This window comes from Bacillus cereus group sp. N6 (assembly GCF_016483705.1).
Taxonomy (GTDB): Bacteria; Bacillota; Bacilli; order Bacillales; family Bacillaceae_G; genus Bacillus_A; species Bacillus_A wiedmannii.
On sequence record NZ_JAEHBI010000002.1, the window covers coordinates 214,823 to 230,918 of the forward strand.

Below are 16,096 nucleotides of genomic sequence, written 5' to 3' on the forward strand. Positions count from 1 at the left end.
TAAATAAAACGATAGATTCATAACAGGTCATATCACGATTCCATCTTTAACACTATAATTATAGCGTTAAAGATGGAAATATACAATATAAAATTTAAACTATGCATATGTCAGCACGGAACTATCCATAATAACCCATATAAAACATAACAAGGAGTAAGCGAACAAATGGGGTCTTTTAATAAATGGATACGTGGTGAAAAATCTTTCTCTGCACAAGAACAAGCTGATCACCTTTTAAATAAATCTATCTCTTCCTCTCTTTCCCTTAATCTAAAGCACTTGTCCAAACTTTTTAGCGGTATTCCAGAATTAATTACACGTACTTTTCCGTTAAAAAACGGAAAAGAAGCTGCAATTATATATATGGAAGGACTTGTAGACAAAACCGTTATTAACATTGATATGCTTCGACCTCTCCTATTTAAAGAGTGGAATGAAGTTGATTGTTGGGAATCCTCAGTTACAGTCGGGAATATAAAGAAAGTTCAGCAGTGGTCCGACATTGAACATTCCCTTTTACATGGTAAAAGCATTTTATTTATAAATGGACAACTTACAGCATTAGAACTAGATACGCAATCGGCGCCAAAAAGAAGTATTGAAGAACCTACAACAGAAACTGCTATAAAAAGCTCCCACGAAGGATTTAATGAAGTAGCGAGCGACAGTCTTGCACTTATTCGTCGATATATTCCAAATCGCGAATTGAAAGTGAAGGAATTCACTGTTGGTGAACGAGCTACTTCAAAGGTTTTTTTACTGTACTTAGCAGATGTTGCAAACGAAGACGTTGTACAAGAAATGGCATGCCGTATCGAATCAATCAAAGTGGATGCCATTATTACTACCGGAGAATTAGAAGGCTTTGTTGAAGATAATTCCTATACTCTCTTTCCGCAATTATCAATAACCGAACGCCCTGATACAACGGCCCATCACATTTTGGATGGACGAATTGCTGTTGTTGTAGACCGCTCACCCGGCGTATTAATTGGACCTATGACCTTTTCATCTTTTTTTCAGACGATAGATGATTACAGCTTCCGGCCAATGATTCCATCTTTCATACGACTACTTCGTTTTACCGGACTATTTATTGCAATATTTGCTCCAGCTCTTTATATTGCTATGATTTCCTTTCATTATGAAGTGATTCCACTTAAATTATTGTTAACAATTGGAGAATCTCGAGCTAAAATTCCTTTCCCCCCCATATTAGAAGCACTTTTGATGGAACTAGTACTTGAAATGCTCCGCGAAGCTGCGGTTCGGCTTCCTGGTCCCGTTGGACAAACGATTGGAGTCGTAGGAGGGATTGTCATTGGGCAAGCTGCTGTCCAAGCAGGAATAGTAAGTAATGTTATGGTTATCGTCGTATCTATTACTGCAGTCGCTTCTTTTATCATCCCTAACATGGAAATGTCAGCAGGAATTCGGCTTCTTCGCTTTCCAATGATGATAACCGCTTCTTTGTTTGGGGTCATTGGAATTATGGTCGGGATGGCAGTTATCATCATCCATATTCTTTCTATGGAATCACTTGGTGTTCCTTATGGTAGTCCTTTTTCTCCGTCATTTGCTTCAGATTTAAAAGACATTCTTGTACGTTTACCATGGAAACTAATGAAGAAACGACCACTATCCCTTAACTTAAAACAAGAGAATCGACAACGCGATATAGAAGAAACGGAGGAAGATAAGTGACAAAGCGTGCAAAGAGGGAGATTAGTTTATTTCAATACATTTTAACGATTAGTGGTGTTCAAGTAGGGTTCGGTGTACTTACACTGCCACGTGAAGTTGCGCAAGGGGCGAATACAGATGGCTGGATGTCTATTATAATAGGGTGCGCTATCACTACTTTAGTCAGTCTATGTATTGTAAAAATTATGGAAAAACATCCCGGGTATACTTTACTTGATGTGCTAACTCGTTATCTTGGGAAGTGGCTAGGAAGAGTAGGAATGATTTTTTGGATTTTATATGCTGTTCTTGCAGCTGTATCCTTAATTTTTTCCCTCTTATACGTTATTCACATTTGGATTTTACCTAGATCTCCAATGTTTTTAATCATGATGTTATTATCTATCCCAATGGTTATGCTCGCATGTAAAGGTGTTCTTATTATTAGCCGCTATGCTGTTTTTACTGTCTTATTTACACTCTGGATGCCATTGCTATTATTTATCCCACTTAAAGACGGGCATTGGGCTTATCTTCTTCCTCTCCTTAAAGAGGGATGGCTACCAGTTTTCAACACAGTAAAATCAACTATTATTGCCTTTCTCGGATTTGAGTTTGCATTTGTCCTTTATCCTTATCTCAGTAATAAATCATCTGCAAAAAAAGGAATCGTTATTGCAAATATGATTACTTTATTCGTTTACCTGCAAGTTACGTTCGTTTCTTTCGTTTATTTTAGCCCAGATGGTATAACTAAGTTTTTATGGCCCACTCTTTCTCTTGTTACACCATTTCACTTTTCATTTCTGGAACGGTTTGAAATTATCTTTTTGTCATTTTATCTCTTCATTATTTTTGATTCTTGCATTCCTTATATTTTTACTGCCTCAGATGGAATCAATCAGTTACTTAACAAAAAAGGGAGTTCATTACCTATTTGGTTTTTATTATTCGGGTGTGTTTTCGTTTTATTTTTTTATATCCCATCCTCGTATCAAATAAGTGCATTGCGGGAATTTTGGGGAACTGCAAGTTATTTTATCGTTTTTCTATTCCCAGTCGTATTTCTCTTATACATGACACTTTATCAGCATTGGAAAAGGAGAAAAATTTAAATGAGACGCTTTATTTTCACTATATTTTGCTTTCTCATAACCTTTTTAACAGGATGTGGAGGAGATCGGCTTGACTTAGAAAAACAATCCATTTCATTAATTTACGGGTTTGATGCAAAAGCAAAAGGAAAATTAATTGTATACCACGTAAACCCTATTTTTAATGAAGATGTGGAGAAAAAATACGAAACTCATGAAGCGACAGTACATACCCCTCGAGAAGCAAAAGCAACATTTAATAGTTCAAGTAGCGGTTTAGTATCTACAGAAAAGTTACAACTCATTTTATTTAGTACGAAATTTTTAAAACAAGAAGGAGCTATGCCTTACCTTGATGTTTGGTATCGCGACCCTAAAAATACTGGAAATATGCGCATGGTTGCAGTAGACGGTTCAATCTCTTCAGTTATATATAATAATTTTAAAGATAAGCCTGCACTTCCTGAATATTTAACAGATTTAATTAATACGAACAAACTATACAATCGAACCGCGTTTACGACATTCCATGAATTCCATAGGCAAACTTTTAATAAAGGTATAACACCTGCTATCTCAGAAATAAAAAAAGGTAAAAAAGATATTCTCGTTACCGGCTCTGCATTATTAACTTCTCGCGGAATCTATAAAATGTCTTTAAATCGATATGAAAGTGCCCTTCTTCTTCTATTACAAAATAAAGCGAATATACCCGTTTCACTTACACTGAAAATCCCTTCTAATTCAGTTGAAAGTAATAGTCATCTAAAAGATACAGACGGCGACGACTTCGCAACAATAAATGTTCTTAGCATGAATCGTGACATTCACACAGGCTATAACGATAACCACTTCAAATTTAATATTGCAATGAATTTTAAAGTTTCCGTATCTGAACTTACATTCAACATGGATATAGGCAAAGGTAGAAAGAAATTAACTTCACTTATTACAAAACAACTAAACAAAGATTTAAACGATTTAATCCACAAAATTCAAAAACAGCAACTTGATCCATTCGGGTTTGGTGATTATGCGAGAGCATTTCAATATAAAGAATGGAAAACGGTTGAAGACGATTGGCCGAGTGCCTTTTCAAAGTCTAATGTGAAAGTAGCACCTACTATTAAAATTTTAGAGAACGGGATTATTAAATAAAAAAAACACGCTACTTGCTCTTATACGTGCAAAGAGTAAGTAGCGTGTTATCATTTTTATTTTGAAGCTTCCTATACAGTTACGCTTCTGTTTCTGGTTCTTCGTTTTCCGCCTGTTCCAATCTTTGCTGCTCCGCAAGTTCGGCTGAAATCATTCCATAATAAATTTCTGGATACAATCCAAATATTTGATATACACTTCCTAAAAACGGCATCGGAATCCCTCTTTTCTAAAGTTGTATTGCCACTTTTAAGGATTCCCTTTTCATTCATTATACATTCGTTTTTGGCGTTTCTTCTTCATCATGAACGCTTAATAAATTTTGCCACTTTTTATAAGGAGCACTATTTGGATCTACATAACCTTTCGCGTACGAACGATCCCACAATTGTTTAATAAACATTTCTTTCTCTTTCTTTGCAACCATATCGGCACCTGTACCGTAATAGTTTTGGAAATATAACTCAATTTCGTCAAGGAATAATCTTAATAATTCATCAGAAGTTTCTTCTAACGTTGGATCATATTTTGCTTCACGGTCATACATTAAAATCATATCTAAAATATTATGGACATGCTCTTTACGAAGCCATCTAATATCTTGAGCACCTAATACGAACGGATGTGTATATAAATGTCCGCCCTGTATCATAGCTTTTTCTTGTTCTTCTTCAAATCTGGACAAGATGTTTTCATAAATAAACGGATTATGAAGCAATGCTCTGTGTAATTTGTAACTTTCACTTGAAATATTTTTTCCCATCGACTGAATTAAGAAGCTACGTCCAACACCGTTATATTGATACACGAACTGGCCATCAACAGCAACTAAACTAATCCAACGATACATATACGCGTATAGAAGAGCGCGATTACATTTATCGTAATCCAACTTCGTTTGCGTTGCATTTAAGTCTGGCATGAAAGCTGGCAAGTGCCAATATTTATCTAAATGCGGCGTTAAACTAGATTTTTTACTATTCAACTTGTTCACACGGCGATAGTAAGACTGAAAATAATCACCTTTATCATTCATAAATCCATTTGCAATATGTCCAGACGACAGCTTAGGAAAGTCTTGTAGTGATAAACCGTAATGCGCACGATAACAAATGACTTCAAATGGCGAAAAAGCTTCATGTACTGTATCTTTTTCTTTAAACATTTCTTGAATTAATTCCTCTTGCAATTCTTTCTTTAAAGATGGATGTATACCCCAATATTGTAATTCCCTATGATGGGAAACTTTCGGAACGAATGGACTTGCTAAATGGAACAAGTCTTCAATTTTTTCACGGACGTATTCATCACGATCACGCTTCTTATAATCTGCCTCTTTTCGTAACGCCTCAACGATATTCAGCTCTAATTTATCACGATAGCGTATTTGTAATTCATCGTAGCAATAACTTAGTATGTGCTCACGATAAAAATCTTCTACTTTTTTCGATTGAATCTCTTCTGTTTTTGCATCCCGGCAATATTCCCCGTATAAACTCATATAAATTTCCGCAGATATATCTTTCGGTAATACTCCCAAATTTAAATGTTGCTGCATATCTTGCCATATCTTTTCTTGCAACTTCTCTTCAGCTAATACGTATACATTCGTTGGGTTTGTTTTCCCTTCAAATTCCTTGCTTCGTTTTTGAATTTCAAACAATAAATTTTCACGCGTTTCGTGTAAATTATCAAAAAACCTTTCCCAATATTGAATCATTTTATTAACTGCTTGATAAAGCGATTGATAAACGAGTTCTAATAGCATTTCTTTGCGATACTCGTTTAATTTGTGTACATACTGCGTTACAATATCTTCAAATTCTTTTTTAAACAAACGCTGCTGATTATTAATCATTTTTCCAAACCAGCCTTGTTGCTGCGCGATTTCTACTCGGCGAACAGCTGTTACCGTTCCATCAATATTACTCACATTAAATTTCTTATCGTAGTTTTGAATTAAATTACGCTTTTGTTCATTATTTTCATGTAGTCGATTCATTTTCTCGACTAACTGCTTTCGAATTTCATACAACATAAAACGAGCTGATACTGGATGAACAGGATCCGTTTTCTTTAAAAACCATGTATTTAATTGATAGGACTGCCCTTCAGAACCACTTGGTGCAAAACGGTCTGATTCAATCATGTCATACAATAGTGTCGTTACATGCTCATGTACGCGGCTCGGAATCGCATACGCATATAAACGAACCGCATGATCTACCCTTGCTACTTCACCTTTCATTTGCTCCATCATTTTCAGTTTAGCAGCCGAAATTTTACACTCGTGCTGCAGTCGGTTTAATTCCTCATCTTTTTGCACCGTACGCTGTACATAACTTTCTACAGCCTCTAAAAACAGTTTAGATTTCGCAACACCGACCTTACCGCCCTCTGCTCCTTCACGCGTTTCATTGTACATTTGTCTATAAAAAATATGAGCCTGTTCTGGACGGGTAGCAAGATGTTCTAAGTCTTCTAAATAACTTTTCCCACGCTCTGGCTTTTCACGTTGCATCCCGCGTTTGACGTCTTGGTCATATCTTTGCTTCTTCTCTTGAAACAGTTGATCTAAATGCAGCCAAGACTCATCTAAACCTTGCACAGCCCATTTTAAAGCACAATATTTTAACACGTGCTCATACGGATAAATAATCTTTGCCGTTCCTGCCCCGCAATATCGTCCTTTCCCACTTGATTCTGCTAATTGCTGAATTTGATTATCTTCCTGTGCAAAATGATTTGCAGACATCGGACTAAATAACTGTAAATAAATCGTATTTGCCATTTGCTCCATATAATCTGATAAATTGTGCAGATGGTGTCCATGTAGATTTTCGTAATCGTATAGGAAACAATAATTGTATGGTAAATGATGTTGTTTAATCGTATGATTCGTTCTTCCGTCTTCATCTACTTGATCAGGTCGATATTCTAATTCAATCGTCACACCGCCACGTTTTGATAATTCTCCAGTGGAACCGAGTGTAATGGCATGTAATTCTTTTAACGAGGCATAGCCGTTTGCTTGCACCGTTTCAAACTCTTTCGCACTAACCGTTCTCGTCTTAACTAAAACATCCGGCATTAAAAACGCACCACGTATTAAAATGTTGTGATGCTGCAGTTTTTTCCGAAGCATTTCACGTAAATATAATGCAATTTGTAGAAACATCCCTGAACCTGTTCCGCCCGCTAGTGATGTTACGATAATGACACGCACTCCATACTCCGTTTGATCGCTTGTAACCGGAAAAATCTTCTCGATTTCTTGCCAAAAGGATGTCAATTTATCTTCTTTCATCGCAGCAAGTAACGCTAAACGGGAAATGACGCGTAACTGTCCTGCCCCTTCTGTCAGTGGTTTATCAAGTATAGTCGGGTCCATCGGAAACCACTCTGGAATCGTTGGATCTCCTGCAATATACTCTCTTGGCGTTTTACTAGAACTCGTTTGCGTCTTAAACTTTCGAATATGATCAAATTTACTCAATGTATTCACATCTGTATCAAATACGTGCATTGCTACCTTTTTTCGGCGCTCCTCAGGTAGCCTTTCATATATTTGATGTGTCACAGTACTACCGATTCCACCTAAACCAATTAATATCGTTGGAACTTGTAACGTCATGTGAACCACCTTCCTATTCTTGCTTGTTTGAAAAGAGGGGAGAAAGATAAGACTCCCTCCTTTTCCCTATCTACTATTCACACTCATATTTGTAAATTTCTTTACCATACCCTCTATCAATTACTAAAAGTTCATTTGGATATAGCGTCTTATGTTCCATTCCAACCTCATCTTCTGTTATAAACATCCCATCAATAATCATTCCTACTACTTGTGACTCTTTCGCTACAAATATTGATTTCGATCCTTTCTTTGCTATAAACGTAACGGATTGCACAGTCTTTCTTTCTGCTCGGAATGGAATGCCAAAATAGTGTTTCCACCATTTATTTTTAAGTAATTCTGGCTCAGATTGATATAACCAATCTTTCGCTACCTCTTGATCCCATTCGTAATACAATAGTGCTTTTCGGTGAAATCTTGGACGAACAATCCATCCTAAAACGATTATTCCTACTACTAACAATAATAAAGTGATAGGAATAACAAACTTAAAAATAAGCGCATATTTTTCATAGAACGGTGCATTTTGAATATGAAGTGATATATTTTTCTTTACTTCTTGTAATTTTGAATCTTGCACTACGATGGTAGCTTCTACGGTGCCGGTATCTGTAAAATTGAATGTGTCGGAGTAATGAGGGCGAGGATAAATATAAATTTGATTATCCTGTTGTTTTATTTCATAGTTGATTGATTGTTTAGATGTGACACCAGTAGATTTTAATAGTTTCTTTACAGCTTCTTCTGTCATCGGCTTACCATCTAACTGTGGTTGTATAATAAACGGTTTACTATTCTCTAAATTCGTTACTTTTTCCTCATAATCTTTCGTAATAGTTTGCAATGATAATTTTGGTTTTTCAGTTACTTCAATTTTAAATTCCTTCGTCTGTCTGTAAAACCCCTTTATGTTCATATGAACTTTCCCGCGCACTAACCCTTTATCGATCTTCGTTTCGTAGTAAAATACATGTTTTTTATCGTCCCACTTCATCGGGTACTGTTTTCCGTCTATTTCTACTTCTGACTGAAAATATGAAGACTGAATTGGTAATTCCGTAGGCTTCGCTTCAATAACAGCAGTAACACCTTCGTACATTTTCTCCACATTTTTTTGACTACTATCGTCTTTGTCATAAGTAGAAACAGTATAGTTAAGCGCCGGTTCAACTAGTACTTGTAATCCTTCTTTCTCAATATCTCGATCCACTTCTATCGTATACGTTCCTGGTTTAATAACTTCGTGATTTTCCGTACTTATATGAACTATATTTCCGAATAATTTCGCTTCTCCTGGTGCATGTATGGAATAAGAAGATTGTAATTGTAATGGTTTAGAAATTTGTGTGACCTGATAATTAGACAAAGAAGGCGATTGCCGTACAAGCGTCATACGCTTTAACGGGAATGGTGTTGTAATCTCTACTTTCTTTCCTACTACTTTCGTTTTTACAATCGATTCAACCGAGGAGAACGGATCACGATTTGCAACTAATGCTGCCACTTGATTGACGCTTTTTACAATACCATCCTCTCCACTAGATGGCATCGTAACGCCATTTATCTCTTTCTTCCATATTTCTTTAAACGTATTTAGTTGTGCCTTTTCTTGCTGCCCTAAATCCTCTTCCATCGTAATTAAAATTGGATGTAACGATATCTTTTTTGCATCCATTTCTTTCTTAAACTGTGCTAGCTTCTGTGTAATTTGTTCTTTTCCGCCAACCTTATCTTTCTCTAAATCATTAAATGCCCCGTCAGTTAAGACAATAAGCCAAAATTCACGTTTTCCATCTATATCTGCTTCCTTTTTTATAGATTGCATCGCCGTCTCTACTGCGCTAAACGGAGTATTTAAATACGTTTTCCATGCTCCAATTCCCTCAATTTCTGTTTGTCTCTTATCCTTCGTTAACGAAATGTTTAATGGATCATTCGGCTTGCTCATTGGAACATAAGAGAATTTATCTTTTTCATCTAATAGCGCAACTAAACTTTGCAAAGCATAATTGGCATATTTCCAGCGATCGTTATTTCTCATGCTGCCCGAATCATCATATACAAGTGAAACGACCCTTTCCTTTGCCTCCTCTCCTTTTGCAAAAGTCCAAAAAGGATGTAACCATATAAATAGAAACAACATGAATGTGGCACAAATTCGAATTTTCATGATGAGGCTTCGCCACCTTTGTAGACAAATTCCTATGTTTAAATTTATGAGAGGATACAAGATATATGACTTGTATTTTAGGACAACTAGCGCAGCATAACTTTATTATGTAAACAGATATATATATTGAATATGATTCCTTCTAGCGTTTTCTATCCGATACTATAAGTAAAAAAGCCTGTTTAAGCTCTACACTTAAAACAGACTTTTCCTACTTTTCATATTGAAAACAAGCATCAAAAAGTTTGATTTTAAATTAACACATCACTTCAATTGTAAATCCGCCAGGTGCTTCAACGTCAACTACCCCCACTGAGATGAAGCGTTTCAGTGGGGGCTTGAGTTCGAACGCTAGGTCTTTTCGTCTATCGCTAGACAGTTTGACGCTCTAGCATTCATGCCACCTTCCGGTAACACCCCAAGTATATTTTTGGTTGGTACTGGCAACGAACGATTGTTTTCCCACTTGCACCACCCTTTCGAAAAAGAGCAGTTCTCCCTTGTGGAAGAAGCCACCACTCAGATGAACCCGGCGTTTGCTACAAGCCCCGACAAGTCGAGTACACATGGATGGTTGACGCACCCACTAAGCTATGCGCGAAGCAACAGCCTTACGTTTTTGCACTTCTAATAGAATCGGCGTTTTCACTTTGAGATTGTCATCCAATTCTACAACTCTTGATTTTTCCAATGTATTCAATGCACCATTAATATCAGCATGGATACATGTTCCTGCCTTACTTTGGTACAGACCACGAGTGATTCGTTTGCCACTAAAGTGATAATGCGTCCTCTCATCCTTAGACCAAACTGGAACCGGATCTTTATCTAGAAAACTAGCTTTTGAAGTATAACTTTCTTCTTGTTTGAAAAATCGTATACCTTCTTTTATACATTTATTCTCAATTGCTGCAATCAGTTTATGAAATGGGATTTGAACAAATTTTTGATTATTCTTTTTTCCCATATCAGATTTTTGTTTCCAACCAACGTTATAGCCTACGACAACCGTATCTATGCCTAATGCTTTCACTTTTTTGAACAACAGGCCTATAGTTTGTGAAATGTAACCATTTATTTGTCGTTCTCGTTTATGCCAAAGTGCAGCCATTTGATTCGTTACAATACGTTTTGAAATTCCATTGTCAATATTTTTCTGTTGGAGGTTACATATCATTTTGTTAAAATATTGGTTTATAGATTTTAATTTTTTTCCATCAATTAAGAATGTATCACCTGTATTCGTTGCGCAACTTACTAATCTGTCTACGCCTAAATCGCAACTCAAAGCGTTACTAGTGGTCGTGGATTGTTTCTTCATTTGAGAAACGTGCATTTCATATGTATAATGCACCTCAAAGAACCGACCTTTTTGCTTCGGTACAATCTCAATATAGGAGATTTTTTTATTTCTTAAGTTCTTAGGCATACGTATTTTAATGGAACCGAATTTTTTTCTGAATGCCACACTCATCGGAATGATCCAATACCCGTTCTCATCCACTTTTGGAACTTGATAGATTTCAATAATTCGTTTATCAGTAGAACGAGAATAATTTGGAAACTTAGGACGACCTGTGAATGCTTCAGGTTTTTTCTTCCACTGTTCCAATGCCTTAAAAAAGCTCTTCACTTCTGTAAATAAGGCTCTACGAATCGCTTGAACAGAGTTTGATTGCATGCCCCAGTAATTCAAATCGGCTTGCATAGCAGTGTCCACTTCTTTTACAGTAGCAATCTTATTATTATTCAGGTAACTTTGTTTAATGGTATACAATCCAACATTTCGCAATGCTTTTGAACTATGCGACATGCGCTGAAGTAAACGAAATTCTTTAGCTGTGAGGCACGCTCGTCCGATATTTTGTTTTTGAGTGAATCGTTGCATGGTTTCTCTTTTCTTTTGTTTACGTAATACTTTCACTGCTTTCTTTCTAGCCATTGTTTTCACCACCTTTCTTAGAAAGTTCATTACTTTTGATAAATCAATATTTGGAAAGAAATGTGAACATGGTCTTCATCGTAATTCCTTTTGGTTCAAGTAGCCGAATGATGATCATTATCCAATTTCGTTGTCTTACAATCTATTCCCTCCTTATCTAAGGACAGATTGTATCGTAAGACAAAAAAACAAACATTCGCCCTAAAAAATTGTTATGAACGAAACAAAAGAGTTCAGCCTTATTGACTGACGGCAATTCATCTCCACCTGAATTGTTGGGTTTCACCCGTAACACAAATCAGATGGAGTCTTCTTGCCGAAAAGGATAAACTCATCATTATCACGCATAACTGCAAAGCCATTTCCCCTTGTTCCACTACAAGTTAAACCAAAATATTTTTCTAAAAACTCTCTAGCAGCTACTACATCTGAAACTGTTAAATTAAGATGTTTAATTTTCAAACCATCACCTTCTTTCTTAATTTTCTAACATTTTATCATATAAAGTGAAACTTTAATCAGTGGGGGTTTTGTTCATCCCCCACTGATTATCAGCCCTCACCAATCGGGCTTTTACGGGCAGTTGATCCCCTACCTAACTTCTTTGCTTCCGCTGAATTTTGAGGTGGGGGTCTTACTGCCCGTTAATGCGGGACAAATAAAAAACACGCCTTTCACAGCGTGTTTTATTGCTTCACATACACTTCAACAATTGGATTATCTTTATGATCCGCATGTAAGCGTATATTCTCTTCACTTGTACTATAAATGTTAGCTAATAACATAATCGTTAACACATTAGGAGTTTTTGCATCGCTCCCATATTTCCTTTCCAGCGCTTCCTTATATTCAAAATCCAAATCCCCCTGCACATATGTATACACTTCAAAACCATCTTTTAAATTGCAAACTACTGTATCAATAATATCTGCCCCAACTTGCTTCTTCATTTCCTCTCGCAAAGCTTCAATAAACTCTTCCCACGGTACTTCGTATATCTGAAACTGATCTGTAGATTTCATTGCCTTTTCCTCCTTATATATCCTTCTCCTATATTTCCCCTTTCCTATAACAATTATGATAGATAGGACATTCGTACAAGCCGCACTTGTCCCCATTACATATCGTATTACTGTAATGGGGAAGGAGGAAAGAACATGCATAGACAAAAATGTTACGATACGTGCCAACGTTATTTCGGTAAAGTCGTTCGAATTGAAGATCGTGATGGTCGCATTCATTTAGGCAAAATAATTGATGTGACAAACAGCTCTGTATGGATTGAACCAGTGCAACAGCGCTCATCTTTTGATACAGGATTTGGATACTATGACGCATATGCAAACGGTGGCTGTGACCTTTGTGGGGGCCTTAGCAGATGTGATAGTTGCGGATTTGGTTGTGGTGGTGGATTCAGCGGCTGTGGATGTGGCGGTCGTGGTTGCGGTAGTTGTGGTGGCTGGGGCGGCGGCGGCTGGGGCGTTGAACTCGGATTTGGTTTCATCTTCGGAATTACATTAGCTGCATTATTTTTCATTTAACATAGTAAAGAGTTGACTAGCTTTAGTCAACTCTCTTTCTTTACTTTTCACATATAAAAATACGATGTCCTAAAATATGTTGGTACATAAGTCGTACATTTTCATGCTGTACCCATGCCTCATACAATTCATTTGGAATATGCGAGGATACATTCCATTCTGGCTCTTCTATATAGCTCGAGATCGTTTCTGCAATTGTACCACCACCAGCAATTGTAATTCTTTTAAAGTTTGCTTTCTGAAATAATTGTACCCACTCACTCTCAGTTAACAGTTCTTTCATCCCGTATAGTTGGGCAATTTTTTCTTCCTCATCCTTATCAATGTGCATATCAATAATCATTTCAATAACAACAAGCTTACCGTCTTTCTGTAGTACACGATAGCATTCCGAAATAACCTTTTCTTTCTCTGTAAAAGCGAGTATCGACTCTCCGAGTACGAACTCAAATGAGTCATGCAAACATGGTAATTGCTCTACACTTCCTTCAATTAATTGAATATCTATTCCTTCAAACGACCATCTATCTTTCGCCTTTTGAATCATAATCTCATTCTTTTCAACCGCCGTTACTTTATAACCACATTCTTTTGTCATATACGCCGCTGTTTTCCCCGTACCGCAGCCTATCTCAAGGACATTCGCTCTATATTTAAAAGGTAATTGTGCTAACAATTGTTTTGTTAACGTAAAACCACCAGGATGAGCACTCCCTATTCCATAATAAGCCAGGAAATCGATGTAAGTATTTCGTTTCATAAAATTCTCCTTTAAATTTTCTATAATACATATATTCACCCATCAATAAATCGTGCACATAAAAAAAGCATTTCCAAGTGCTATACCGCAACTTGAAAATGCTCTTCTCTTTTTTATTTCTCTTCTACATACGCCCATTTGAAACTATATTCCGGACTAATATTATGTTTCACAATTCCCTTTACATTCGATTTCATAACATATGATTTAGCACTTTGATATAAAGGTACAAGTGCTACATCTTCCTCAAGTAACAATTTCTCTGCCTTCCCTAGCTCTGTCCAACGTTTTTTTGCATCAGCCATCCATTCTGTCTTACCTTTAGTAATAATATCATCATATTTTGAATTTGAGTAGCTCATCTGGTTTTGAGAATTTTTCGTTTCAAACATATCAAGGTACGTCATTGGATCCGCATAATCTGGATTCCAGCCACCATATGAAAAATCATAATCTTGGTCTGATTCTAATTTTAGTTTTTGCTTAAATGGTTGCAATTTAATATTTACTGTCACGCCTTTTAAATTCTTTTCAACTTGATCTTTTACATACTCCCCAACTTTTTTCGCATTACCAGTATCATAATTTAACAATTCAATTGTTACTTGATCTTTTCCAAGCTCTTTTTTCGCTTCTTCCCATACTGCTGCTGCCTTTTTAGAATCTTGTTTTAAACCATTCTTGAACGTTTCTGCGAAATCTTTACCGTCTGGTCCACTCGCTAAACCTTTTGGTACTAAATAATCCACTGGTTTTGAACCATCATTTAAAATAACATTCGTTAAAGCTTTCTTATCAATGGATAATGCGATTGCTTCACGTAGCTTTTTGCTCTTTAACGGTGTATCTTGCCCACCACGCTTTTGATTTAGACGCAAATAAAACGTACTTGTTTCTGAATATGCTCCAAATTCCTCTTTATTATTTCTATACTTATCAACAAATTCTCCTGATAAAATTGCGAAATCAATTGCACCTGTATCATATAAATTCACTCTAGTAGCTGGTTCTTTTACTACACTATAGTTAATTTCATCTAGTTTTACAGTCTTTTTATCCCAATACTGCTCATTCTTCTTCAATTTCCAACCTTGCTCATGCTTCCAATCAGTAAGAACAAAAGGTCCGTTATATACTGTTGTATCAGACTCTAAACCGAATTTATTTCCTTTTTCTTTTACGAATTTTTCATTTAATGGATAGTATGACGCAAATGCCATTAAATTCAAGAAATATGGTACTGGTCTTTCTAGTTCAACTTCAAGCGTATGATCATCTACCGCTTTTACACCTAATGTAGCTACTTCTGCTTTTCCTTGATTAATTGTTTCTGCATTTTTAAGATAGTAAGCAATAAATGCATACTCAGCAGCTGTTTTTGGATCTACTAGACGTTGCCATGCAAATACGAAATCTTTCGCTGTTACAGGATCACCGTTCGACCATTTTGCATCTTTCCGTAATTTAAATGTATATTTTTTACCATCCTCGCTTTTTGTGCTAGATTCTGCCACAGCAGGGATTGGCTTATTATCTTTATCAAGGCGATATAAACCTTCCATTGTATTCCCTAAAATTTGTGCCCCAAGTGTATCCGTACTTTTTGAAGTGTCCATCGTCGGAATTTCATTCGTTTCTGTACGATTTAACACTTGCTTTGCCGCATATTTAATATCAGATTTCTTCTCTTCTCCACCATTATTAGATGTCGTTGTCGTTTTCTTCTCCCCACCAGAAGATCCAGAACACGCTGTTAACGCCATACTCATCGCTAAAACTGGCACTACAACCGCCGTAAACTTTTTCATCTTTTTCTTCATTCTTGTACCCTCCCCAATTTATATGTACGAAACTAACTTTGAGAGATTTCAAATTTAAATTATCAGAAAATTATTACTAATTATCATTCTACTAATTTTTCGCGATTTGTAAAGTATTTTTAAAGAATATTCATAATAATTAATTTATTTAAATCAATAACAATCTATTACTACTATACGAATTCTCCCCCATCTACTATATGTAAGTACCACTTTTCTTATTCTTCTCTATTTATTTAAATTTAATTGAATAGTAAAAGAGCGTTAAAAAAATAAATAATATATTTT

General features: G+C 36.1%; 11 protein-coding genes and 1 pseudogene. 4 read left to right on the forward strand and 8 right to left on the reverse strand.

From position 1 onward, the window contains the following. Positions 1-168: 168 nt before the first annotated feature. Genes JDS99_RS02895 through JDS99_RS02905 form a run of 3 tightly spaced genes read left to right on the forward strand, consistent with a single transcriptional unit; the run spans position 169 to position 3,938 of the window. Positions 169-1,707 (forward strand): spore germination protein, encoded by a 1,539-nt coding sequence (locus JDS99_RS02895; RefSeq protein ID WP_199694519.1) that lies wholly within the window; start codon positions 169-171, stop codon positions 1,705-1,707. Further along, the gene (locus tag JDS99_RS02900) at positions 1,704-2,801 is read left to right on the forward strand and encodes an endospore germination permease (RefSeq protein ID WP_199694520.1); all 1,098 of its coding nucleotides are present in this window, start codon (positions 1,704-1,706) and stop codon (positions 2,799-2,801) included. Before JDS99_RS02895 ends, JDS99_RS02900 begins: the two co-directional genes overlap by 4 nt. Beyond that, positions 2,802-3,938 (forward strand): Ger(x)C family spore germination protein, encoded by a 1,137-nt coding sequence (locus tag JDS99_RS02905; protein WP_199694522.1) that lies wholly within the window; start codon positions 2,802-2,804, stop codon positions 3,936-3,938. It abuts the gene before it with no gap. Between the two features lie 79 nt (positions 3,939-4,017). Here JDS99_RS02905 and JDS99_RS02910 read toward each other — a convergent pair whose 3' ends face one another. From JDS99_RS02910 to JDS99_RS02935, 6 genes and pseudogenes are all read right to left on the reverse strand, one after another. Then, positions 4,018-4,152, reverse strand: coding sequence for a hypothetical protein (locus tag JDS99_RS02910; protein WP_001116178.1), 135 nt, complete (start codon positions 4,150-4,152; stop codon positions 4,018-4,020). A gap of 57 nt (positions 4,153-4,209) precedes the next feature. Further along, positions 4,210-7,572, reverse strand: a complete 3,363-nt coding sequence (locus tag JDS99_RS02915) for a tubulin-like doman-containing protein (RefSeq protein WP_046957761.1) — start codon at positions 7,570-7,572, stop codon at positions 4,210-4,212. Positions 7,573-7,645: 73 nt separating this feature from the next. Beyond that, positions 7,646-9,745, reverse strand: coding sequence for a vWA domain-containing protein (locus JDS99_RS02920; RefSeq protein WP_087982149.1), 2,100 nt, complete (start codon positions 9,743-9,745; stop codon positions 7,646-7,648). A gap of 586 nt (positions 9,746-10,331) precedes the next feature. After that, positions 10,332-11,687, reverse strand: a complete 1,356-nt coding sequence (locus JDS99_RS02925; RefSeq protein WP_098134779.1) for an RNA-guided endonuclease TnpB family protein — start codon at positions 11,685-11,687, stop codon at positions 10,332-10,334. A gap of 321 nt (positions 11,688-12,008) precedes the next feature. Beyond that, positions 12,009-12,149, reverse strand: a pseudogene (locus tag JDS99_RS02930) (VOC family protein); the annotation flags it as partial. Between the two features lie 224 nt (positions 12,150-12,373). Beyond that, positions 12,374-12,709, reverse strand: coding sequence for a hypothetical protein (locus JDS99_RS02935; protein WP_172555370.1), 336 nt, complete (start codon positions 12,707-12,709; stop codon positions 12,374-12,376). Between the two features lie 135 nt (positions 12,710-12,844). On the opposite strand from JDS99_RS02935, the gene JDS99_RS02940 reads away from it, so the two are divergent. Beyond that, positions 12,845-13,228, forward strand: coding sequence for a hypothetical protein (locus JDS99_RS02940; protein WP_048544012.1), 384 nt, complete (start codon positions 12,845-12,847; stop codon positions 13,226-13,228). Positions 13,229-13,268: 40 nt separating this feature from the next. On the opposite strand, the gene JDS99_RS02945 is transcribed toward JDS99_RS02940, so the two are convergent. Together JDS99_RS02945 and JDS99_RS02950 are read right to left on the reverse strand one after the other, a co-directional pair. Beyond that, on the reverse strand, positions 13,269-13,988 hold the full coding sequence (locus JDS99_RS02945; RefSeq protein ID WP_199694524.1) for a class I SAM-dependent methyltransferase: 720 nt from the start codon (positions 13,986-13,988) through the stop codon (positions 13,269-13,271). 113 nt (positions 13,989-14,101) lie between these two features. Continuing rightward, on the reverse strand, positions 14,102-15,808 hold the full coding sequence (locus JDS99_RS02950) for a peptide ABC transporter substrate-binding protein (RefSeq protein ID WP_199694526.1): 1,707 nt from the start codon (positions 15,806-15,808) through the stop codon (positions 14,102-14,104). Positions 15,809-16,096 lie beyond the last annotated feature (288 nt).

Excerpts from the sequence above, each read along its gene's own strand:
- JDS99_RS02920 (WP_087982149.1), bottom strand. The coding sequence starts at position 9,745 with ATGAAAATTCGAATTTGTGCCACATTCATGTTGTTTCTATTTATATGG.
- JDS99_RS02910 (WP_001116178.1), bottom strand. The coding sequence starts at position 4,152 with ATGCCGTTTTTAGGAAGTGTATATCAAATATTTGGATTGTATCCAGAA.
- JDS99_RS02940 (WP_048544012.1), top strand. The coding sequence starts at position 12,845 with ATGCATAGACAAAAATGTTACGATACGTGCCAACGTTATTTCGGTAAA.
- JDS99_RS02925 (WP_098134779.1), bottom strand. The coding sequence starts at position 11,687 with ATGGCTAGAAAGAAAGCAGTGAAAGTATTACGTAAACAAAAGAAAAGA.
- JDS99_RS02895 (WP_199694519.1), top strand. The coding sequence starts at position 169 with ATGGGGTCTTTTAATAAATGGATACGTGGTGAAAAATCTTTCTCTGCA.
- JDS99_RS02915 (WP_046957761.1), bottom strand. The coding sequence starts at position 7,572 with ATGACGTTACAAGTTCCAACGATATTAATTGGTTTAGGTGGAATCGGT.
- JDS99_RS02950 (WP_199694526.1), bottom strand. The coding sequence starts at position 15,808 with ATGAAGAAAAAGATGAAAAAGTTTACGGCGGTTGTAGTGCCAGTTTTA.
- JDS99_RS02945 (WP_199694524.1), bottom strand. The coding sequence starts at position 13,988 with ATGAAACGAAATACTTACATCGATTTCCTGGCTTATTATGGAATAGGG.
- JDS99_RS02935 (WP_172555370.1), bottom strand. The coding sequence starts at position 12,709 with ATGAAATCTACAGATCAGTTTCAGATATACGAAGTACCGTGGGAAGAG.
- JDS99_RS02905 (WP_199694522.1), top strand. The coding sequence starts at position 2,802 with ATGAGACGCTTTATTTTCACTATATTTTGCTTTCTCATAACCTTTTTA.